Consider the following 20,348-nt stretch of genomic DNA (forward strand, 5'->3'; position numbering starts at 1 on the left):
GCTGCGACGCCGAAGAGAGATACGCCGATCAGGAACCGCCGGTCAGGCGCGACAGGGCCGCCTGATAGTTGGAGATCTGGTTGGTCAGATAGGCGGGAACGGCGCCACTGGCCGCCGTCGTGGCCGGGTCGACCGGGGCCAGGGCGCGATAGGCGTCCCGCACGGCCTTGAGCGCCGCCTGCAGCTTCTCGCCAGAAGTCTTGATCGAGGCGGCGTCGTTGAGCGTCAGGTTGGACGGCAAACCCATCCCATAGGTCGAGATCGACTTGTCGACGGTCGCCAGGCCGATATAGCCGGCCGAAAGACCCAGGCCGGCCAGGGCGTCGCGGCCCGTCTCGCCAGAGGTGATGACCGCGCCCTTGACCCCGTCCTTGGCCGTGATCGAGAGGCGCTGGAAGCCGCCGGTCGTTGTGGTCGTCTCGCCGTCCTTGCCGGTGACCGTGCCCCCTTCAGAGGCGACGGTGACCTTGAGCTTGCCGCCCGAGGCGACCGAGATCTTGCGCGCCAGGGTGGCCAGGGTGTCCTTGGCCTCGATGGTCACGGGCACGGCGCGGCCTCCGTCGGGCGGGCTGATGTAGAAGCGGTCGCCGACCCGCAGCGAGGTCGCCGCGGTCAGATATTTGGAATCGCTCTGGTCGATCTCGCCCTGGGGCAGGCCCAGCCGGTCCAGCACGCTGGCGCCGTTGGAAGCGATGGCGAGGGTGGCGGGCTTGGCCTGGTCGCCGACGCCGGTCCAGCTCTGCTCGTACTCGACCATCCCGGTCAGGGGATCCAGCCGGGCCAGATAGCCTTTGGTCGGGTCGGTGGCCGTGGCGCTCTCGCTCTTGCCAGTGATGCCCGTGATCCAGACCTTGCCGTCGTGGACCTTGACGTCGGCCGCAGTGTCCTCGCCCGCCGTCCCGTACCAGCTCAGCCGGTCGCTGGCGGAAGGCGTCAGATTGGTCGACAGGGCGGCGACGAAGACGTCCTTGCCGCCGGAATTGGCGTTGGTCGCCGTGCCCACCGCCAGGCCGCTGTCGCGGCTGGTCCCGGTCAGGATGACCTTGCCGTCGGCGACGGCGATGCCGGCGATGTCGCCGCTGATCAGGCCCAGGTCGCGCGTCGCCGCCAAGGTCGGCACGCCGTCGGCGCCGAGGGTGAACTGACGCACCACCGCATGGCCGTCCTCGATCCCCGCCGTATAGAGGTTGTTGCCGTCGACCGTGGTCGCCGCGACGCTGTCGTCGCCGCCGGTGCCGAACTGGGTGACGCCGATCGACTTGGAGACGATGCCGGCGGTCGGATAGGGCTCGGCGGCCTTGAAGGCCTGGACATAGCCGTCCCAGCCGCCGACGCTGGCCGCGCCCGTCATCGCCGACTGGGATCGCCCGGCGACATAGACGACGCCGTCGGCGCCGAAGCTGACCGAGGTCGCCTCGTCCGCCGCCCGCGCGCCACGCCGCTGGGTCCAGACTTCCTCGCCGTCCTTGTTAAAGACGGTCACGAAGCTGTCGGCGACGCCGGCGACGTCGCCGGTCTTGCCCGCATCGGTCGTGGAGGTGTTGAGCGCGCCGGTGACCGAGCCCGCGACCGCGACATTACCGTTGGCGTCGATGGCGAGGGCGTAGCCACTGGCGGTCGAGGCGGCGCCAAGCGCCCGCGTCGCTACCAGCCGGCCGGCCGAGTCGTACTTCATCAGGGCGACGTCCTGGACGCCCTTGATCGGCTGGGTGTCCGGCCCCGCGGTGACATCGGCGACGATCCACAGCGAGCCGTCCGGGCCGACCGCACTGGCCCGCACGGTTTGGACGCCTTCGGGAAGGGTTTCCTGCGACAGGCGGCCCTCGACCCATTGGGTCTCGCCGACATTGCCCGAGGTCGGTTCGGGCGCATCGCCGCCGTCGACCTGGAACTTCAGGATCTGGTTGGTCAGGGTCGAGGCGGATGTGGTCTTGGTTGTGCTGACGCCGTTGACCGTGGTCGTGGTGGTCACCGCGGCATTGCCCGCCTGCTGGACCACATAGACGGCGTCGGAGGTCTCGGCCGCGGTGAAGCCGACCGTCTCGGTCGAGGTTCCGCGGATCGCCAGCGCCCATTTGTCCGGGCCGGCCGGCAGGGTCACAGCCTTGCCGTTGACCTGGACCGTCTTGGGATCTTCCTTGATCTGCTGACGGCCGATGCGGGTCTGGAAGCCGCCGTCTTCGAGCTTTTTGTTGATGTAGCTCAGGACGTTGTCCATCGTCCGGGGCGTAGAGCCCATTGTGGACAGGTCGATCGGGACCGAGGTCGTGGTCGAGGACAGCCCGACGGGCACCTTGATGGTGATGTTGAATTTCGTGTCGCCCTCGAAGGCGGCGACCGGCGTGTCCAGCGAGCCTTCGTGGATGGGGCCCGTGATTGAGACGGCGCTGTCGCGCGGCACGGCGGCCGTGGTCTTTGACGTGGTGGCGGCGGTGCCCTGGACGATGCGAACCCCGTCCAGATCGGCCGTGGTCATATATTTGCTCAGCTCGGCCAGGCCCGAGGCGAAGCGCTTTTGCAGCAGGGCCGTCTCGGTCGAGGTCAGGCCGCTGGTTGAGGCGCGGTTGGCCAGGGCGCTCAGGGTCTCCAGACCCGAGTACATGGCGAACAGCTTCTTGTAGTCGGCCGAGGCGCCCTTGACGTCCAGCTGGGCGGCGTTCTCGTTGATGATGTTGCGGCCCGCGAGGGCGGAACGGACGAGAGCTGAAGGGTCGGACGCCTTGGCGCCGGTGGACCAGGGCGCGGTCGGCTGGGCCTTTTTCGTGATCGCGGTCGTCAGGGCGGTGGCGCTCGAAGCGTCATAGCTCCCGCCGAACAGACCCAGAAGATAGCCGTTGTTGACCGATGTCACACGAACCTCCGCCTTGGCAGTATCCCAGACGAGAGGCAACGGACCGTTAACACGGAGGCGGAACCGGGCAGGGAATCGTGCGTTAATCGCGTCTCAGGAGAGCAGGGTTCGACGAGCGCTTGCCGCCGAACCCGGAACGCCCTCGGCATTCTGGAGCGTCGCGATGAGTTTTCCGTCGGTGGTTCAGTCTTTTCTGGCGCTTTACGGCTTCGGAGATCGCGCCCATGCGCCGCGTCGCCGCCCGGCCCCGGTGATGATCGGAGCCCCTCAGCCCAAGCGCTGAACCGGGGTTACTGGAACAGCTTGAGGATGACCTGCGGCGACTGGTTCGCGATAGAGAGCGATTGCGCGCCCAGCTGCTGCTGAACCTGCAGGGCCTGAAGGCGCGCACTTTCCTTGGCGAGGTCGGCGTCCACCAGATTGCCGATGCCCGATTCCAGCGTATCCGTCAGTTTGGACACGAAGGTGTTGTGGGCCTCGATCTGCTTGGCCTGAGCCCCCAGGGCGCCCAGCGCGGCGTTCACGGCCGTGATCGAATTGTCGAGCTTGTTCAGGGCCGTGGTCGCGCCGGTGAGGGTGAGCAGGCTGTCGGCCATGCCCAGGCTCAGGATCGACCCGGACAGGCTCAAATTCTGCGTCGACAGGGTCACGAAGGCGCTGGCGTCGGCGTTGGCGAGGAACTTCAGTCCGGTGGGCAGCGAGCCGTTCAGGACGTTGCCGCCGTCGAAGGTGGCGTTGTCGACCGCCGACTTGATCGCGCCCAGCAGGGCCTTGAAGTCGGAGTTGAGCAGTTGCCGCGACTGGGTCTTCAGCGACGGGTCCTTGGCGGCGGTGACCTTTTCCTTGAGCTGGTTGAGCAGGTCCGAGATCGATTCGCCGGCAGAGCGGGCGACGTCGGCGATCGAGGTGGCGCGGTCCAGGCTGGACTTCACGGCCCCGAGGGCTCCCACATCGGCGCGCTGACTCTGGGCGATGGCCCAGACCGCGGCGTTGTCCTTGGCCCCCTGGACCTTCAGCCCGGTGCTGATCCGGCCCTGAACGTCCGTCAGCTTGTTGTTCGTCGTGGTCAGGTTCTGCAGCGCAATCGCGGCTGCGGAGTTGGTGAGAACGCTGTTGCTCATCGTTTTGATAGCCCCGGAGATTTCCAGGCAGCTTATGGTTAACAAGTGAGCGGATGGTTAACGCGCGATAACCACGCATTTTAACCACGTCAGGGGCTCCCTGCGTGGCGAAAAGGATGTCGCGTTCCAGACACCTGGTGTCTCTTCCGGTTGTCAGGCGGTGGTGTCGAACACCGATCCCGCGTCGTACTTCTTGGCTTCAGCCATGCGGATCACCTGTTCCCGGGGAAACTGGCGGACGATCTCGCCGGTGGCGCTGTCCATGGTCTTGTAGATGAATGACCCGATGGTCGGGCCTTCCTCGATCACCAGCCGGTACTGGGCGGCTTGTTCGACCTCGCTGGAGGACTTGGTGACGGGGCTTTCGTCTCCGGTCGTCGCGGCGGGCGTGACGGCGGGGGCGGGGATTACAAGACTCAGCTTTGCATTGGTTTCCATGACTCCCTGCGCCGAGATCTGTTTCGGCTCCCTGATGAGGATGAAGGGTCAAGGTCGGGCGGGGCCGAAGCCCCGCCCTTCCGAGAGTATTAGCGGAACAGGCCCAGCAGGACCGACGTCGACTGGTTGGCGATCGACAGAGCCTGCACACCCAGCTGTTGCTTGGTTTGCAGCGACTGCAGACGAGCGCTTTCCTTGGCGAGGTCGGCGTCGACCAGGTTGCCAACGCCGGCTTCCATGGCGTCCGACAGCTTGCCGACGAACGTAGCATGGGTTTCCAGCGACTTGGCGCCGGTGCCCAGGCGAGCCAGGGAAGCCGAGACCTTGTCGATGGAGGCGTTGACCAGGGCCAGGGCCGAGGTGGCCGTGGTCGAGGTGCCGATGGTGGTGGTCGCCGCGACGGTGACGTTGGCGCCGCCCAGCGAGAGGTTTTCACCAGCGACCTTGATGGTCGAACCGGTGGTGTTCGAGAGCGCCTTGTAGCCCGCGGTGCCCGTGGAGTTATCCAGCAGGTTGATGCCGTTGAACTTGGCGTTGTTGACCACGGTGGTGATCTGGTCGCGGATCGCCTTGAAGTCTTCGTTCAGGGCGCTGCGCGAGGCCGTCGACAGCGACTTGTCAGTCGCCGACAGGGCCTTTTCCTTCAGCTGGCTCAGCAGGTCGGAGACCGACTCGCCGGCAGCGATGGAGACGTCCACGGCGGACGAACCACGGGACAGGGAGTCCTTGACGGCGCCCAGAGCCGAGATTTCCGAACGCTGACCTTGGGCAATAGCCCAGATAGCGCCGTTGTCTTTCGCGGAGTTGACCTTCTTGCCGGTGTTGATACGCGACTGGACGACGCCCAGTTCGTTGTTCGTGGCATTCAGGTTTTGCAGGGCGACGAGGGCGCCCGAGTTCGTGTTCACGCTGTTCACAGCCATGACCATAGTCCTTGTTTCAAGGTGTCCGACCGCCATTTTAGCCGTCGGGAGCATTTTGCTCGGAGAGACCCTGAGCAAGGGCCGCGCCAGACACCGTCGTTCGGCCTGGAAGCCGTGCCAGACCCCGGTTTCGTTGTTTTTATTACGGTACTTTCGCTTAACCAAGCTTCGAGCCCGGCAAGCCCTGCCGGGTAAAGGCGAGGGTGGCGGCAAGAACTGCCGGGCGCCCGGCAGGAGCTGCCGGGTTTGGCGGCCCAAAACACCGCCACACCGCCAAACACCGCCACTTCGCCTCGTCCGGTCACGGACGAACAGCTCCTATCTGTCTCGTCCCAGCCTCGGCTGCATGTCCGCGATGAGCTCAAGCAACTGCTCGGCGGTCGGGGCGACGAGGTAGAGGATGAGCAGCAGGGCCAGCAGCCCCATCAGACCGTCCGACAGATGCGGCAGCGCCTGAGGAGGCGCGGTGCGGATGATGCCAGCCAGCAGACCCCACAGCCCCAGACTGACGCCGAAGACATAGACGCGCCGCCACAGCCAGCGGCCTTCGGCCAGCGGAGGCGGTTGCTGGCCGGGTTGCGAGGCTTTGGGCGTTTCGGGTTCGGTCATCGGTCATCATCCTTGTCGGGTTCGGTCAGGGCGCCCTGGCGCCGAAAATCGACACCGAGGCAGGCGTCGCGGTCGAAAGGGCTGAGGCGGCGTGGCGCCTCGAAGGTCTCGGGATCGAGAAGGTCGATCTCGGGCGGGATATCGGGCGGGCTCTGTGTCATCCGATCGCCGTCAGCCGGACGAGGCCCGAGCCCCCTGCCCCACCGGCGCCGGAGGCCGTGACCCCCGCACCGCCCCCACCACCACCGGCGCCCGCCGCCCCGGCAGCGCCCGCATAGCCCCCAGACGTCGAGGCCCCACCGCCGCCACCGCCGCCCGCGCCCCACGACCGCGCGGGGGTCGAGGCCGCCGTTCCTGCCGAACCCGCCGCCCCACTGCCGCCCGCGCCGCCGTTGGCCGGGGAGGCCAGACTGCCGCCCGCTCCGACCGCGCCCCCGGCCCGCGCCGTATTGGCCGAATCCAGGCCGCCGCCCGCCCCGCCGCCGCCGGATCCATCCGGGCGGGTGAGCGACGCCCCCGCGCCGGAGGTCGCCGTGACGGAGGCCGAGCCCCCGCCGTTCGAGGCCGGGAAGCCCGCCCCCCGCCCCCCGCCGGCCCCGGACGAGGCGCTGCCGCCCTGCCCACCCGAACCGCCGGGCGCGCTGATCAGGGTCACGCCCCCTGGCGATGGTGCTGGTCCCGCCGCCCCCGCCCGTATTGCCCGTCCCGGAGGCGACCGAGCCCCCTGCCGATCCCGCCGCGCCGACGGTGACCGTCAGGGTCGAGGCCAGATCCGCCACGGACCAGGCCGCCATACAGGCGCCGCCCGCCCCGCCGCCCCCGCCGCCGAAGCGGGACGCGCCCGAGGCCCCCGCACAGCCCGAGCCGCCGCCACCTCCGCCGCCAACCACCACCGCCTCGATCCGACGCGCCCAGGCCGGGACGGTCCAGGTCGCGCCGCTGGCCAGGACGGTCGTCTCCACCCGGCCGCAGCCGGTCGGGAAGATGGCCGCCCCCGTGCTGCGATCCACCGTCAGGGCCGTGCGCCAGGTCGAGCCGTCGGCGCTGACCTTCAGCGTCAGGTCGTCATCGCCGATCAGCCCCAGTTCGGCCCGCCCGCCCCAATTGCTCTGCAACAGCAGGGACAGGACGTCCGCCGCCGCCTCCTTGTTGAAGGTCATGCGCAGATCGCCGTCGCCGCCGTCGGCGGCGTTAATCGCGGTCCACAGCGCCTTGTTGATCCGCGCCGCGAAGGGGTTGGTGGAATCCGCGTTGGTGTTCAGCCCGAGCCGCGTCAGGGCCTGGACGGCGCCCAGCCTCTGACCCAGGGAGACCCAGGTCGCGCCGTCGCGCACGACGAAGACGTCCTCGTCGGCGATCCAGACCAGGGCGCCGTCCGGGACCGCAACCAGGGTCCAGCCGCCCGCCTCAAAGCGCATCAGGTCGCCGGCAGCCCGGCTGGCCCAGACCGCTCCAGTGGGAGAGGCCGGCAGGATGTAGAGGGCTCCGTCGTCGGGCGAGGTCGGCTGGGCCGCCGTCGATCGGCTGGCCGCCCGCATCTGGACCAGGGCGTCCAGCCGGGTCAGGGCCTCGTTCAGGGTCACATGTTTCTGAAGCTGGCCCGGGGCCAGATAGGACAGGCCCAGACGGGCGCTGGCGTCGTCACTCATTTCCGATCTCCATCGATTGAAGAGATCAGTGTCCGCCCGCCGGCGACCCGGGCGGGCTCAGGCGGATGGTTTCCGTTCAACGGTCGGAAATCGCGGAACTTTCGGTCCGGCAATACGGGGGCTTGCCGGATCGGCGCCCCCTACCGCCGCCCGAAAAGGGGGTGCGGGGAGACCGTGGAAGGGCTTTTGTGGTCTCCCCGCTGACCGGGACGCGGCTGTCAGGACCGCTCGGGAGGGGTGAACCGTCCCGCACGCCCGATCGCGTGAGCTACGTCGCTCGGTCAGGCGCGGATGCGGATCCGGGCGGAAAATTCGTTCAGTCGTGCAGATAGACGATGCGTTTGAGCTTCCGGTCGCCGCGCACCGTCTCGAGATGCCGCTCATGCTCGCCCGAGGCCTTGGCCTCCCGCTCCGAGCCCTCGACCCAGTGGGTCGAGGCGATGTCCTTCTGCAGGGCCTTGGCCGCCAGAAGGTGCCCAGGGAAGAGGGTGTCGACTGCATAGCCCGCGATCGGCACCGCGTCGGTGGCCGTATCCAGACCGATATAGGCGACCATTTGGGCCAGCGTGGAGACCGAGGCGCTGGCGCGCACAGCCTGAAGGATCAGCCATCCCCCGGCGCCGACAGTGTAGACCTGGTTGACCACGGGGATCCAGGCCAGCAGGCCGTCGAGGCCAATGCCGAACGGACCAATGCCCACAACCCGGTCGGAGAGCTTTTTGACGCCCTCGACATTGGACCAGATTTTCTCGATATCCTTGATCGTCCGCCTGGCCATCTTCCCCTCCGCAGCGGATACCCAACGCACCATCACGAACAGCGTTCACCATAAAAAGGCAAGGCTGCATGCCCAAGCTGCTGTCTGATCGCGGACCCGAGCATCAGCCCATCAGCTGGACGATGCGCGGCCCGGACGGGCGGATGGTTTTGAAGCGGATCGCAACCCTTCTCGCGATCGGCGTCCTGGCGGCGCCGCTGACCATCGGCGTGGCCGCGTTGAGCGGTCTGGATCACCGCTGGCCGGACATCCTGGCCCAGTTCACGGCCCCCGCCCTGGCGGCGACGGCGCTGTTCACCCTTGTCCTTCTGGCGCTACGGCTCCGGGGCGCCGCCATCGCCGCCCTCACGGTCTCGGCGATCCTGGCGGCGGCGCTCTGGCCACAGGCAATGCCGGATGCCGGCAAGGCCCGCCCCGGCGCCCCGGTCGTCACCCTCTATTCCGCTAATCTCCACTACCGGAACACCGACACCGGGAGGATCCGCGCCTCCATCACAGCGGCCGATCCCGACATCATCGTCCTGATCGAGACGTCAGCCCCGGTGGCGGCCCGGCTCGATACGGTTCTGGCCGGGTATCCCCACCGCCAGATCTCGGCCAACGGCGTGCACAAGGGCAAGGACGCGACGGTGATCGCCTCGCGCTATCCCCTGACGTCGAGCCGACCCTGGGATTTCAGCCAGAACTATATGGTGACGGTCGTCGACAGTCCGCTGGGGCGGCTCAACGTCGTCGGCGCCCACCTGACCCGACCCTGGCCTTTCCAGATCCAGTGGGAGCAGATCCGACAGGCGACGGACCTGACCGACCTGATGTCGGGCCTGAGCGGGACGACGATCGTCGCCGGCGACTTCAACAGCATTTCCAGCGGGCGGATCGGTCGTCAGATCAAGAGCGAGACCGGGCTGAAGGCCAATCCCGGCTGGCCCGGCACCTGGCCGGCGCAGCTGCCGGCGGTCCTGGGAATGACGATCGACCAGGTCTGGCGGACGCCCGATCTGGCCGTGGTCAGCCGCCAGATCGGCCAGCGCAACGGCTCGGATCACCGGCCGGTCGTGACGCACCTTACCCTGGCAGAGCCTCGACCAACATCCTGAGCCGATCGGCGTGGCCTTCGGTCGGGAAGTCGTCGGCGATCCAGCCGTCCTCGAAGGCGGCCAACACCTGACCCGTCAGCGGCCCGGCCGCCAGACCCGCCGCCGCGACCTGACGCCCGCCGACCGGCAAGCGCGGCACCGGCCAACGGTCGGCGAGTTCGAGCAGGGCCGCGCTCGCGCCGGGGCGATTCGACATCGCTTCGGCCCTCAGCACCCGGTCGGCGAAGGTCGGCTTGCCCAGGCGATAGATCAGGGCCCGGGCCGTGCGGGCGTCCGTGGCCGGATCGACCTCTCCCCCCGCCGCCGCCAGCAGCCGGTCGCGCATCGCATTGGGCAGGCGCAGGCGTTTCGCCGCCGCCTCGACCTTCGGTTGGTCTGACGACAGCAGGGCCGAGAGCCTCAGAACCGGGTCGCCTGTGAGGCCGACCATGACCTCGAAGGCGGCCGGCTGATCCGCCTCGGGCAGGAGGCGGGCCAGCACCCCGGTCTCGGACATGGCGCGGACCGCCGGACGCGGATCGGGCGCGGCCAGCAGTTTGAGCAGTTCCTTCGACACGCGTTCGGCCGAGAGGCGCACCATGCCCTCGGACAGGTCAGCGCAGGCCGCGAGCCCTGCGGTGTCGGGCTCGCCCCGACCATACCAGGCGAAGAAGCGGAAGAAGCGCAGGATCCGCAGATAGTCCTCGCGGATGCGGGTCTCCGGCTCGCCGACGAAGACGATGCGTCCCTCGCGCGCATCCTCGACCCCCTGGCCGGTCGGATCGAAGACCCGGCCTTGCGCGTCGGCGTAGAGGGCGTTCAGGCGGAAGTCGCGGCGGGCGGCGTCTTCGGCCCAGTCATCGGTGAAGGCCACCGTGGCGTTGCGGCCATCGGTCGAGACGTCGCGACGCAGGGTGGTGATCTCATAGGGTCGCCCTTTCGACACCGCCGTGACCGTGCCGTGGGCGATGCCGGTCGGCACGACCTTGAGCCCGGCCTTCTGCAGCGCCGCCATCGTGGCCTCGGGCAGCAGGCGGGTGGCCAGGTCGAGGTCGTCGACCGTCTGGCCCATCAGGGCATTGCGGACGCAGCCGCCGACGAAGCGGACGCAGTCGGGTCCACCCGCGGCCTCCAGCGCATCGAGCACCGCCCGCGTCGCCGGAGCGGTCAGCCAGTCCTGATCGGCGACGGATGCGCTCATGCGGCGTCCTCGGCAGCGGCGGCCTCCGGGTCGGGGACGTCCTCATAGAGGCGGTCGTGCAGGGCGCGGATCATCCCGGCGGTGACGCCCCAGATGTAGCGGTTCTCGAACGGCATGGCCCAGAACCAGCGGCGCGGGCCCTCTGGCGGGTCCATATGGCCGCGCTGGTGATTGGCGACGTTCATCAGGAAGTCCCAGGGCACCTCGAAGATGTCGGCGACCTCCCCGTCCTGGGCGGTCAGTTCGGGCGCGGCGGCGATCCAGCCGATCACCGGGGTGATCAGGAAGCCCGTGCCGGTGCGGTAGGCGGGCATGATGCCCAGCACCTCGACGGCGGCGGGGTCCAGCCCGACCTCCTCATTGGCCTCGCGCAGGGCGGTCTGGACGGCGGTCTCCCCGGCCTCATGACGGCCGCCCGGGAAGGCGATCTGGCCCGAATGGCTGGTCAGGGTGTCGGCGCGGCGGGTCAGGAGGACGGTCGCCCCGTCGGCATGGGCAATGACCGGCACCAGCACCGCCGCCGGCTTCAGCGGCTTCCCGTCCGGGGTCAGGCCCGGATTGAGATCGAAGTCCGAGCGTTCGGCGTCGGCGTCCGGCCGCCAGCTCTCGGGCGAATGCAGGCGCTCGATCAGACGCGCCTTCAGCGAACCGAGGCTCATTCGACCCCCGCCCCGACCGGCCCCAGGGGGAAGCGCTGGCCCGCCGAGCTGACGGTCAGCCGGCCATCGACGACCTCGGCCATCTCGACCAGATCGTAGAAGACAGTGCGGGCGATGCGGGCCTCGAGGTCCGCGCGAACCCGGATGCGCGGGGCCGGCTCGCCGGTCACCGGATCGGTCTCGACCACGATGGGGTGTTCGGCGTCGGCCAGAACCTCGTCACCGACGTCGGTGGTGAAGGTCAGGCCTTCCTCGCCCTGCTCCATGGTCACGGCGCGGAACGGCAGGTCCTCGACGCGGATCTTCATCTTCTCGACAGGCGTGACCAGATGATAGCCGTCCGGATCGAGGCGCAGGACGGTCGAGAACAGCCGCACCAGCTCCTTGCGGCCGATGGGCGAACCCTCATGCATCCAGGTCCCGTCGGCGCGGATCAGGATGTCGATGTCGCCGCAGTGCTCGGGATGCCAGAGATGCACCGGCGGCAGGCCCCGGCCCGGCGCCTGTTTGGCGGCGGCGGCGATGCCTGCGAGTCCCGAGGGTTGATCCGTCATGCCCCGACTTAAGCGCGCGGAAGCCGCATCGCAAACCCGATCAGGCCACCGGCGTCACCGACCCTGCGGGAACGGACGCCGTGATCGGCAGCCACATGACCCGTCGCCGATCCACCGGCCCGGGCAGAACGGCCTCCGGGGCGGGCAGGAAGCCGAAGCGCTCGAAATAGGGCGGATCGCCGACCAGAAGCACGCCGCCGACGCCGTCCTGACGCGCCGCTTCGATACAGGCCGCGACCAGATCGCCGCCCAGCCCGCCCTTGCGGCAGGTCGCATCGACGGTGATCGGCCCCAGGAAGACCGCCGGGACCTCGCCCACCTTGACCGCCCACAGATGGACCGAGCCGACGATCCGATCGTCATCGCGCGCCACCAGACCCAGGGTCATGCGGGCGTGTTCGCGGATGCGCTCGGCTGTCTTGGCGTAGCGGCCCGGGCCGAAGGCGGCCAGAACCAGGGCCTCGACCGCGGCGCGGTCGGACGGAAGTTCCGGCGTGATGGCCAGAGAGGTGTTGCGAAGGGCGGCGGCGGTCATGGCGCGCGCACCTAGGCTTTTAGTGTGACGGGTTCAACCGGCTTTCGAGAAATCCGGCGCACGTTTCTGGCTGAAGGCCATGAAGGCCTCCATCGCCTCGGGGCTGGACAGCTGCGATCCGAAGGCCTCGCCCTCGCGCTGCATCAGGGCCCAGATCTGCTCCGCGTCACGCATCAACCGCTTGGTCTTGCGGATGGAATTGGGCGCACGGGCCGCCAGTTTTGCGACCAGACCGTCGGCGACGGCGTCCACCTCGGCGGCCGGGACGCAACGGTTGGCCAGGCCCCAGGCGAAGGCCGTCTTGCCGTCGATGGGTTCGCCGAGCGCGAACATCTCGAAGGCGCGCTGATGACCCATGACCATCGGCAGCAGCATGGAGGACGCCGCCTCGGGCGCCAGGGCCAGGTTGACGAAGGGCGTCGACAGCAGGGCGTCTTCGGCGACCACCACCAGATCGCAATGCAGCAGCAGGGTCACCCCGATTCCGACCGCGCGGCCGCGCACCGCCGCCACCGCCGGCTTGTCCAGCTCGGCCAGGCTCTTGAGGAAGCGGAAGACGGGCGCGTCCAGCATCTGGCCGCCGCCGCTGGTCCCGATAGCGATGAAGTCGGCGATGTCGTTGCCGGCGGAGAAGCTGTCCCCCTCGGCCTTGAACACCAGAACCCGCACGGCGGCGTCGGTCTGGGCCCGCTCCGTCGCCTCGGCCAGGGCCGCGTACATGGCCTGGGTGATGGCGTTCTTCTTCTCGGCCCGCGCCAGGGTGACGGTCAGGACGCCGTCGTTGAGTTCGGTGCGGATGGGGTCGCTCATGCGGTCGTTTCCTCTTCGGGATCGTTCCCGATTTCAGTGTCAGTGCGGGTCGCCGTCCACCAGTCGACGCCATCGGCGCCCCGGTCGCGGCGGGCGCGGCCCTGGGCTTCCAGATAGTTGAGGTGAGCCACGCTCTCGCCGGTGGCCATGCCGAAGACGGCGTCGCCGATCGGGCGGGCGAACAGGCTGGAGAAGACGTCAATGGCCCGGCGCGGTTCGCGCAGCGCCCGCTCCAGCCGGGTCAGCCCGGTGTGATGGCCCTTGGTCAGGGCGTCGAGCCGCGTATGGACGCCGGTAAAGGGCTCGCCGTGCGACGGCAGGACAAACAGGCCCACGGGCAGCAGGGCGCGGAGCTTGGTCAGCGAGGTCATCCAGTCGCCCAGCGGATTCTGGAGAGGCTCGGTCGGCCAGACCGAAACGTTGGACGAAATGCGCGGCAGTATCTGGTCGCCCGACAGGAAGACATCGTCCGACTTGCGCCAAAGGCAAACATGCTCAGGGCAATGGCCGTTGCCGACCACGACGGTCCAGACGTCGCCGCCGATCTCGATGTCGTCGCCTTCGCTCAGCCGCTGATAGCTCTGCGGCATGGGATAGACGCCCTTGCCGAAGCGGCCGAACTCGCGCCGCCAGCCGTCGATCCGGTCATCGTCCCAGCCGGCCGCGCGGAAGAAGGTCTCGCCCTCGGGCGGCGCCGGGCCGGTGTCGGCGACCAGCATCCGGGCGGTGACATATTCCAGCCGCGACATGAGAAGCGGAACCCCGAACCGCTCGCACAGCCAGCCGGCGAGACCCAGGTGGTCGGGGTGCATATGGGTGCAGATCACCCGCTTGACCGGCTTGCCCCCCAAAGGCCCGGCGAAAGCCGCCTCCCAGCCCGCGATCGAGGCCTTGGTGTAGAGACCGGTGTCGACCAGGGTCCAGCCATCCCCATCGGCGAGGGCGTAGACATTGATATGGTCCAGCGACATCGGCAGGGGCAGGCGCAGCCACAGGACCCCGGGCGCGGCCTCGACCGCCTGACCCGGCGCGGGCGGCGCGCCGAGCGGATAGGTCAGGCCCCGCTCGGTGCGGGGTCCGGACGCCACATCCGTCGAGGTCACGCCATCGGCCAAGTCAGTCTCCAATCGAAACGCTGGCACATAAACCCATCCTCCAACGCCCGTCCAGAGACGGAAGCCGCGAGAGGAGCCGCGAAGGCTTCCACAGCGTGTCCGGGCCCAGGATTCCCGGCCTGCGCGAACGCCGTGCGGCCAAGCTTCGGCGGCCGTTTCGACCTGACGCAAACCGCGCCTTGACCGCGCCACACGGGCGGGCCAATGCAGGCCCGAATTGTCCCTTCCGGAGCCTGTCGTGTTCAATCGAAACCTGTTTGTCGCCCTGGGCTCCGCCCTCTTGCTCGCTGCCGGCGGCGTGGCCCCCGCGATGGCCCAGACCACGACGCCGGGCGCCACCACCAACGGCGCCGAGACCACCGTGCGCGGCGAACGCGTCCTGCCCGGTCGCATCGGCGGCGACCGCAGCGAGCGGCCGCAGACCCGCAACCAGCGCGGCCGCCCCGCCCCGACCCAGACTCCGGAACAGGTCAAGGCTGCGGCCACCGTCCTGGCCGCCTCGACCAACAGCGGCTGCGCGGTCGCCGACGCCAGCCTGCGCGGCGAGAACGCTGAAAAGCAGTCGGTCTATGAGGTCACCTGCACGACCGGCCCCGGCTTCATCCTGATCGGCTCGGCCCCTCCTTCGGCCGTCGATTGCGTGATCCTGTCCGGCCAGGCCGACATCACCCGCTCGCGCGACGCCGCAGCCGACGTCGGCCTGCAGTGCGCGATGGAGCCCAACAAGGACGTCCTGCGCGTCGTCGCCGCCTATGCCGTCGAAGCCGGCGTCCACTGCACGGTCGACCAGGGCTCCTCGGTCGGCAAATCGGCTGCGGACAACGTCATCTATGAAGTCGGCTGCGCCGGCGCCGACGGCTACTGGCTCGAAAAGACCCCCACGGGCTGGGTCACCACCGAATGCCTGAAGCTGGTCAGCCGCAACGCCGCCTGCAAATACACCGTCCCGGCCGAACAGGTCGCCACGGTCACCAAGTGGTTCGAGGGTTCGCAAGCCGCGGCCTGCGCCCCGACGGAAGTCCGCTACATCGGCTCCAACCCCAACGGCGCCTTCTATGAAGCCAAATGCGCCCAGGGCGACGGCCTGATCGCCCGGTTCGACACCGCCATGGCCGTGCAGCAGGTCTATCCCTGCGCCGAAGCCCAGCGCATCGGCGGCGGCTGCAAGCTGACCGTCGTCCCCGACGCCGCTCCCGTGGCCGCCCCGGCTCCGGCGACACAGCAATAGGCCGCCCAACCGGCCTATCGGCCAAGCCTGACGCGAAGCCGGACGGCCAAGCCTGACGGAATGAGGACCGCGCCCCGTCGCGGTCCTCTTTTCGTATGCAGGTCCGAAAATCTCGCCAAGCTTGCATAATCGCATAACAGCGATCAACCTGAGGCCTCGCGATCACGGGGGAGGCCTCTATGTTCAGAATCGTTCTGTCCCTCCCCAGGCGGCCACCATCGGCGGTGGCTGCACCCTGACGGTGCGCGCCTCGACGGAATAGCGATCCCTTCTGATACAGCGAAAATGCCGGAGATTCAGATGTTCAAGACCGTCCTGTCCGCCTTGGGCGGCATCATGAGCGCCGCCCTCGTTCTGGCGGTCGCGCCCGCCGCATCGGCGCAATCCGAAAGGGGCGTCGGACCGGCGAGCAACGGCGACCTCGCGCGCGGCGTGCGCAGTATGTCGGCCGCGCTGGTCGATCCGCGCTCGAGCCCCGTCACCCAGGTCCTGCCCAGCCGACTGGACCGACAGCGCAACCGCAACGGCGTCTATACCCAGCAGCCCACGCCCAACCAGATCCTGTCCACCAGCCAATCCCAGATAAACACCGCCAACGTCGAGTGCCGCGTAGTCGACGCCGCCCTCCTGGGCTATAACGCCGACCAGCAGGGGGTCTATGAGGTCTCCTGCGGCTCTGGCATGGGCTATGTGGTCGCGGCGGCCTCCCCGCCCACGGTCACCGACTGCGTGACCCTGGCCAGTCGCGCCGAGAGCATCCGGGCCCAGGATCCCGCCGCCCCGGCCGCACTCGTCTGCAAACTGGTCGGCAACAGCAACATCGCCCATATGGTCGCCACCTACGGCCAGCAGGCCGGGGTGACCTGCGCCGTCGATCAGGCAGCCATGGTCGGCACCTCGGTCGCAGGCAATGCGGTCTATGAAATCGGCTGCCCGGGCGCCGAGGGCTACTGGATCGAGAAGACCACCGCGGGGTGGACAACCACCCCCTGCATCAAGGTCGCTGCGACGGGCACGTCCTGCCGCTTCACCACCGGCGAGGAATCCGCCGTGTCGGCCCGGGCCTGGCTGGTCAACACCCCGGCCTCCGCCTGCGACGTGACCGACGTCCGGTATATGGGCGCCAATGCCGCCGGGGCCTTCTACGAAACCAGATGCGGCGCGGGCGGGGGCTTCGTCGCTCGCCTGGACAACAGTATGGCGGTGCAACAGGTCTATCCCTGCGCCGAGGCCGCGAGCATCGGCGGCGGCTGCAAGCTGACCGCGGCGGTCGATCCCCGCCCGTAAAGGCGTCCGGCGGGAGGGCCGACAAATCGCCGCGCCCTCCCCGCCTGCCCCCGCTCCGGCTTGCGCTCCAGCGGAACAGCGTTCAGTCTGACTTCCGGGAAGCTGGAGGTTCAGATGTTCAAAACTGTCGTGTCCGCCGTGTGCAGCCTCATCGTGCTGGCGGCCGGCTCTACCGCCCTGGCGCAGAACCCGGGCAGTACGCAAGTCGGCAATGGGGGCCTGTATTCGGGCGCGCGCAGCATGTCGGCCGCGCTGGTCGATCCGCGCTCGAGCACCGTCACCCAGGTCCTGCCCAGCAGACTTGACCGTCAGCGCAACCGCAACGGCGTTTACACCCAGCAGCCCACGATGGCGCAGGTGCTGGCCACCAGCCAGTCCGAGATGAACACCGCCAATGTCGAGTGCCGCGTCGTCGACGCCTCGCTGCTCGGCTACAACGCCGCTCAGCAGGGCGTCTATGAAGTCTCCTGCGGCTCGGGCATGGGCTATGTGGTCGCCGCCTCGTCGCCGCCCGCCGTGACCGACTGCGTCACCCTCGCCGGCCGCGCCGAAATGGCCCGGGCCCAGGATCCCGCCGCCCCGGCCGCACTCGTCTGCAAACTGGCGGGCAACAGCAACATCACCCGCATGGTCGCCGTCTATGGCCAGCAGGCCGGCGTTCACTGCGCCGTCGATCAGGCGGCCATGGTCGGCACCTCGGTCGCGGGCAATGCGGTCTATGAAATCGGCTGCCCGGGCGCCGAGGGCTACTGGATCGAGAAGGCCGCCTCGGGCTGGATCACCACCCCTTGCATCAAGGTCGCGGCGACCGGCACCGCCTGCCGCTTCACGACCACGGCCGAATTGGCCGCCTCGGCCAAAACCTGGCTGGTGGGCACCCCCGCTTCCGCCTGCGACGTCACCGACGTCCGCTACATGGGCGCCAACGGCGCGGGCTCCTTCTATGAAACCCGCTGCGGCGCCGGCGACGGCTTCGTGGCCCGCCTGGATAACGCCATGGCGGTGCAGCAGGTCTATCCCTGCGCCGAGGCCGCGACCATCGGCGGCGGCTGCAAGCTGGCGGCGACGGCGGCGGCCGATCGCCAATAGAAGACCATCCAGGGCGAGCCGTCCCGCCTGGCGACTTGCCGGAGGGGGCGGCTCGCCCTAGCCTTCCGGCCATGCGTATCGCCACCTGGAATGTGAACTCGGTAAACGCCCGTCTGCCGACGGTGCTCGCCTGGCTCGAGGCCGCCGCGCCCGACGTCGTCTGCTTCCAGGAGATCAAGACGATCGACGAGAAGTTCCCGCGCGAGGCGTTCGAGCGGCTGGGCTACAATGTCGAGACCCACGGCCAGAAGACCTACAACGGTGTGGCCATCCTCTCGAAATTCCCCCTCAGCGACATCCGGCGCGGCCTGCCCGGGGCAGAGGGCGCGGGCCCCGACGGCGCCGACGACGATCAGGCGCGCTATATCGAGGCCCTGATCGAGGCCCCCGTCCCGGTGCGGGTCGGCGCCATCTATCTGCCGAACGGCAATCCCGTGGGCACTGGCAAGTTTCCCTACAAGCTGGCCTGGTTCGACCGGCTGAACGCCCACGCCCGCGACCTGCTGGCGCTGGAAGAGCCCTTCGTCCTGTGCGGCGACTACAACGTCATCCCGGAAGCCGTGGATGCGAAGAACCCGGCCGACTGGGTCGGCGACGCCCTGTTCCAGCCCGAGAGCCGCGCGGCCTTCAAGGCGCTGAAATGGCTGGGTCTGTCCGAGGCCGGCGAGCTGGGCGAGCAACCGCCCGGGACCTACACCTTCTGGGACTATCAGGCCGGCGCCTGGCAGAGGAACAACGGCATCCGCATCGACTTCCACCTGCTCTCGCCCCAGGCCGCCGACCGGTTCCGGGGCGTGGAGACCCACCGCGACGCCCGCGACATGGACAAGCCCTCGGACCATGTCCCCGTGGTCATCGAGCTTGATATGGAAGAGGTCGCGGCGCCGAGCGCGTCGCTCCGGGCCGCCTGATGGGCGAGGCGCTGCGGGTCATCCTGCTGGTCGGCCTCGCCGCCGCGGCCCTGACCACCGTCGCCCTGACGCTGAACTGGTGGATGGAGCCCGAGCGCCGCATGCGCCGCGCCCTGCTCAAGTCGCTGGGCGTTCAGCCCGAGGCCGAGGCCCTGTCGCCGACCGAGGGCCGGGCCGCCGGCCTGGACTTCGACGGCGGCCAGATCGCCGTCCTCTGGGACCGGGGCGCCCACGGTCTGGTCTATGGCTTCGAGGAGGTCGAGGGCGGCGAGGTCATCGTCGACGGCCATGTCCTGGCCCGCATTCGCCGCGGCGAACCGCGCAAGTCGCTGGACGTCATGGCCCCTGACGCCGAACAGGTGACCCTGCGGCTGATGTTCGCGGACGCCCGCTATCCCGAGTTCGAACTGGCGCTGTGGAACGCCGTCGCCCCGGCCCAGACGGGCTCTCCGGCCGAGGCCCTGCGACTGGGCCGTCGCTGGTTGTCCCACCTGGAAGCGCTGTTGAAGGCCTGATCGCCCTTTCGGCGCAAGCCGGGGAAGGCTAGAACCCCCCATTCCTTTCGTGCCTGAGTAATTCTGAGGAGCCCCCGTGGCCCGCCTTTTCGACGCCTATGTGATCGCTGACTGGACCGCCGCCGAGGGCAAGAAGCTCGGCGAGAACTCCGTATGGATCGGGGTGGCCAAGCGCGACGTGCGCTTCCGCCTGTACACCGAGACCCACAATGTCGCGACGCGCGCCGAGGGCGAGGCCCTGCTGGCCTCGATCCTGGCCGATCACAGGAAGCGCGGCGACCGGGTCCTGGTCGGCTTCGACTTCTCGCTGGGTTACCCCACGGGCACGGCCGCGCGCCTGAAGCTGACGGGCGAGCCGATCTGGTCGGCCATGTGGAAATTCATCGCGGCCAACATCGTCGACAAACCGGACAACACCAACAACCGCTATCAGGTCGCGGCCAAGATGAACCGCCTCATGACGGATGAAGCCTGGCCGTTCTGGGGCTCGCCCGCCAACCAGGCGCAGCGCTGGCTGACCACGACCAAGCCGCCCGCAGGCGCCGGCGCCGACATCCCCGAATATCGCGCGACGGAGAACGCCGTGCGCAAGGGCCGGCTGCAGCCCAAGTCGAACTGGCAGATGCACGGCGCCGGCGCCGTCGGCGGCCAGACCCTGGTCGGCATCCCGGCCGTGCGCCGCCTGCTGGAAAGCCTGGGCGCCTCGGCCGCCGTCTGGCCCTTCGGCACCGGCTGGCGGGCGCTAGACGCCGCCGACGTCGAGCCCCTGTCGGTGCTGGTCGCCGAGGTCTGGCCGTCGATGTGGCCCACCACCGCCGCCGAGGGCGAGTTCAAGGACCAGGCCCAGGTGCGCACCACGGCCATGGCCTTCGCCGAGCTGGACGACAAGGGCGAGCTGGCCCGGGCCTTCGGTCCGCCGAAGGACGCCTCACCCGAACTGATCGCGCAGGTCGAGCAGGAAGAAGGCTGGATCCTGGGCGTCTGAGGACGCCTTAACCA

At 69.0% G+C, this 20,348-nt stretch carries 20 protein-coding genes; 7 read left to right on the forward strand and 13 right to left on the reverse strand.

All coding sequences use genetic code 11. The annotated features are described in order from the left end of the window. Positions 1-28: 28 nt before the first annotated feature. The 7 genes from IFJ75_RS11900 to IFJ75_RS11930 form a co-directional block, all read right to left on the reverse strand. Positions 29-2,851, reverse strand: coding sequence for an NHL repeat-containing protein (locus IFJ75_RS11900; protein WP_207868404.1), 2,823 nt, complete (start codon positions 2,849-2,851; stop codon positions 29-31). Between the two features lie 290 nt (positions 2,852-3,141). Continuing rightward, positions 3,142-3,972, reverse strand: a complete 831-nt coding sequence (locus IFJ75_RS11905; protein ID WP_207868405.1) for a flagellin — start codon at positions 3,970-3,972, stop codon at positions 3,142-3,144. 153 nt (positions 3,973-4,125) lie between these two features. Then, positions 4,126-4,410 (reverse strand): flagellar protein FlaG, encoded by a 285-nt coding sequence (locus IFJ75_RS11910; protein ID WP_207868406.1) that lies wholly within the window; start codon positions 4,408-4,410, stop codon positions 4,126-4,128. Positions 4,411-4,499: 89 nt separating this feature from the next. Then, the gene (locus tag IFJ75_RS11915) at positions 4,500-5,333 is read right to left on the reverse strand and encodes a flagellin (RefSeq protein WP_207868407.1); all 834 of its coding nucleotides are present in this window, start codon (positions 5,331-5,333) and stop codon (positions 4,500-4,502) included. 318 nt (positions 5,334-5,651) lie between these two features. After that, on the reverse strand, positions 5,652-5,942 hold the full coding sequence (locus IFJ75_RS11920; protein WP_207868408.1) for a hypothetical protein: 291 nt from the start codon (positions 5,940-5,942) through the stop codon (positions 5,652-5,654). Continuing rightward, positions 5,939-7,591, reverse strand: coding sequence for a DUF2793 domain-containing protein (locus IFJ75_RS11925; RefSeq protein ID WP_207868409.1), 1,653 nt, complete (start codon positions 7,589-7,591; stop codon positions 5,939-5,941). Before IFJ75_RS11925 ends, IFJ75_RS11920 begins: the two co-directional genes overlap by 4 nt. A 316-nt stretch (positions 7,592-7,907) precedes the next feature. Further along, entirely contained in the window at positions 7,908-8,369 is a 462-nt protein-coding gene (locus tag IFJ75_RS11930; protein ID WP_207868410.1) for a DUF4112 domain-containing protein, read from the reverse strand. 68 nt (positions 8,370-8,437) lie between these two features. Between IFJ75_RS11930 and IFJ75_RS11935 the strand changes: the two genes are divergently transcribed. Next, on the forward strand, positions 8,438-9,466 hold the full coding sequence (locus IFJ75_RS11935) for an endonuclease/exonuclease/phosphatase family protein (protein ID WP_207868411.1): 1,029 nt from the start codon (positions 8,438-8,440) through the stop codon (positions 9,464-9,466). On the opposite strand, the gene IFJ75_RS11940 is transcribed toward IFJ75_RS11935, so the two are convergent. From IFJ75_RS11940 to IFJ75_RS11965, 6 genes are read right to left on the reverse strand one after another with little or no spacing between them, the layout of a single operon-like run. Beyond that, positions 9,435-10,646, reverse strand: a complete 1,212-nt coding sequence (locus IFJ75_RS11940) for a CCA tRNA nucleotidyltransferase (RefSeq protein ID WP_207868412.1) — start codon at positions 10,644-10,646, stop codon at positions 9,435-9,437. The genes IFJ75_RS11935 and IFJ75_RS11940 overlap by 32 nt on opposite strands. Continuing rightward, complete coding sequence (locus tag IFJ75_RS11945) at positions 10,643-11,305, reverse strand: CoA pyrophosphatase (protein ID WP_207868413.1); 663 nt, start codon at positions 11,303-11,305, stop codon at positions 10,643-10,645. The genes IFJ75_RS11940 and IFJ75_RS11945 overlap by 4 nt, the downstream gene beginning before the upstream one ends. After that, on the reverse strand, positions 11,302-11,859 hold the full coding sequence (locus tag IFJ75_RS11950; protein WP_207868414.1) for a DUF1285 domain-containing protein: 558 nt from the start codon (positions 11,857-11,859) through the stop codon (positions 11,302-11,304). The genes IFJ75_RS11945 and IFJ75_RS11950 overlap by 4 nt, the downstream gene beginning before the upstream one ends. Before the next feature lie 40 nt (positions 11,860-11,899). Then, complete coding sequence (locus IFJ75_RS11955) at positions 11,900-12,394, reverse strand: GNAT family N-acetyltransferase (protein ID WP_207868415.1); 495 nt, start codon at positions 12,392-12,394, stop codon at positions 11,900-11,902. 33 nt (positions 12,395-12,427) lie between these two features. After that, the gene (locus IFJ75_RS11960; protein WP_207868416.1) at positions 12,428-13,204 is read right to left on the reverse strand and encodes an enoyl-CoA hydratase; all 777 of its coding nucleotides are present in this window, start codon (positions 13,202-13,204) and stop codon (positions 12,428-12,430) included. Continuing rightward, positions 13,201-14,319 (reverse strand): MBL fold metallo-hydrolase, encoded by a 1,119-nt coding sequence (locus IFJ75_RS11965; RefSeq protein ID WP_207868417.1) that lies wholly within the window; start codon positions 14,317-14,319, stop codon positions 13,201-13,203. The genes IFJ75_RS11960 and IFJ75_RS11965 overlap by 4 nt, the downstream gene beginning before the upstream one ends. A gap of 238 nt (positions 14,320-14,557) precedes the next feature. On the opposite strand from IFJ75_RS11965, the gene IFJ75_RS11970 reads away from it, so the two are divergent. From IFJ75_RS11970 to IFJ75_RS11995, 6 genes are all read left to right on the forward strand, one after another. Then, a complete protein-coding gene (locus IFJ75_RS11970; protein WP_207868418.1) occupies positions 14,558-15,547 on the forward strand; it encodes a hypothetical protein in 990 nt (329 codons plus the stop codon). 300 nt (positions 15,548-15,847) lie between these two features. Next, complete coding sequence (locus tag IFJ75_RS11975; RefSeq protein ID WP_207868419.1) at positions 15,848-16,834, forward strand: hypothetical protein; 987 nt, start codon at positions 15,848-15,850, stop codon at positions 16,832-16,834. A gap of 114 nt (positions 16,835-16,948) precedes the next feature. Then, positions 16,949-17,923: a hypothetical protein gene (locus tag IFJ75_RS11980; protein ID WP_207868420.1), complete on the forward strand. Its 975-nt coding sequence runs from the start codon at positions 16,949-16,951 to the stop codon at positions 17,921-17,923. 71 nt (positions 17,924-17,994) lie between these two features. Next, positions 17,995-18,834 carry an exodeoxyribonuclease III gene (gene xth, locus IFJ75_RS11985; RefSeq protein WP_207868421.1) on the forward strand — a complete coding sequence of 280 codons (840 nt, stop codon included), beginning with the start codon at positions 17,995-17,997 and terminating at the stop codon, positions 18,832-18,834. Continuing rightward, on the forward strand, positions 18,834-19,349 hold the full coding sequence (locus IFJ75_RS11990; protein WP_207868422.1) for a hypothetical protein: 516 nt from the start codon (positions 18,834-18,836) through the stop codon (positions 19,347-19,349). Before xth ends, IFJ75_RS11990 begins: the two co-directional genes overlap by 1 nt. Before the next feature lie 76 nt (positions 19,350-19,425). Next, entirely contained in the window at positions 19,426-20,334 is a 909-nt protein-coding gene (locus tag IFJ75_RS11995; protein ID WP_207868423.1) for a cobalamin biosynthesis protein CbiG, read from the forward strand. Positions 20,335-20,348: the final 14 nt, after the last annotated feature.

The organism is Brevundimonas goettingensis (assembly GCF_017487405.1).
GTDB classification, from domain to species: domain Bacteria; phylum Pseudomonadota; class Alphaproteobacteria; order Caulobacterales; family Caulobacteraceae; genus Brevundimonas; species Brevundimonas goettingensis.

Coding starts and splice junctions, on each gene's coding strand:
- IFJ75_RS11905 (WP_207868405.1), bottom strand. CDS start 3,972: ATGAGCAACAGCGTTCTCACCAACTCCGCAGCCGCGATTGCGCTGCAG.
- IFJ75_RS11910 (WP_207868406.1), bottom strand. CDS start 4,410: ATGGAAACCAATGCAAAGCTGAGTCTTGTAATCCCCGCCCCCGCCGTC.
- IFJ75_RS11915 (WP_207868407.1), bottom strand. CDS start 5,333: ATGGCTGTGAACAGCGTGAACACGAACTCGGGCGCCCTCGTCGCCCTG.
- IFJ75_RS11920 (WP_207868408.1), bottom strand. CDS start 5,942: ATGACCGAACCCGAAACGCCCAAAGCCTCGCAACCCGGCCAGCAACCG.
- IFJ75_RS11925 (WP_207868409.1), bottom strand. CDS start 7,591: ATGAGTGACGACGCCAGCGCCCGTCTGGGCCTGTCCTATCTGGCCCCG.
- IFJ75_RS11930 (WP_207868410.1), bottom strand. CDS start 8,369: ATGGCCAGGCGGACGATCAAGGATATCGAGAAAATCTGGTCCAATGTC.
- IFJ75_RS11935 (WP_207868411.1), top strand. CDS start 8,438: ATGCCCAAGCTGCTGTCTGATCGCGGACCCGAGCATCAGCCCATCAGC.
- IFJ75_RS11940 (WP_207868412.1), bottom strand. CDS start 10,646: ATGAGCGCATCCGTCGCCGATCAGGACTGGCTGACCGCTCCGGCGACG.
- IFJ75_RS11945 (WP_207868413.1), bottom strand. CDS start 11,305: ATGAGCCTCGGTTCGCTGAAGGCGCGTCTGATCGAGCGCCTGCATTCG.
- IFJ75_RS11950 (WP_207868414.1), bottom strand. CDS start 11,859: ATGACGGATCAACCCTCGGGACTCGCAGGCATCGCCGCCGCCGCCAAA.
- IFJ75_RS11955 (WP_207868415.1), bottom strand. CDS start 12,394: ATGACCGCCGCCGCCCTTCGCAACACCTCTCTGGCCATCACGCCGGAA.
- IFJ75_RS11960 (WP_207868416.1), bottom strand. CDS start 13,204: ATGAGCGACCCCATCCGCACCGAACTCAACGACGGCGTCCTGACCGTC.
- IFJ75_RS11975 (WP_207868419.1), top strand. CDS start 15,848: ATGTTCAAGACCGTCCTGTCCGCCTTGGGCGGCATCATGAGCGCCGCC.
- IFJ75_RS11980 (WP_207868420.1), top strand. CDS start 16,949: ATGTTCAAAACTGTCGTGTCCGCCGTGTGCAGCCTCATCGTGCTGGCG.
- xth (WP_207868421.1), top strand. CDS start 17,995: ATGCGTATCGCCACCTGGAATGTGAACTCGGTAAACGCCCGTCTGCCG.
- IFJ75_RS11990 (WP_207868422.1), top strand. CDS start 18,834: ATGGGCGAGGCGCTGCGGGTCATCCTGCTGGTCGGCCTCGCCGCCGCG.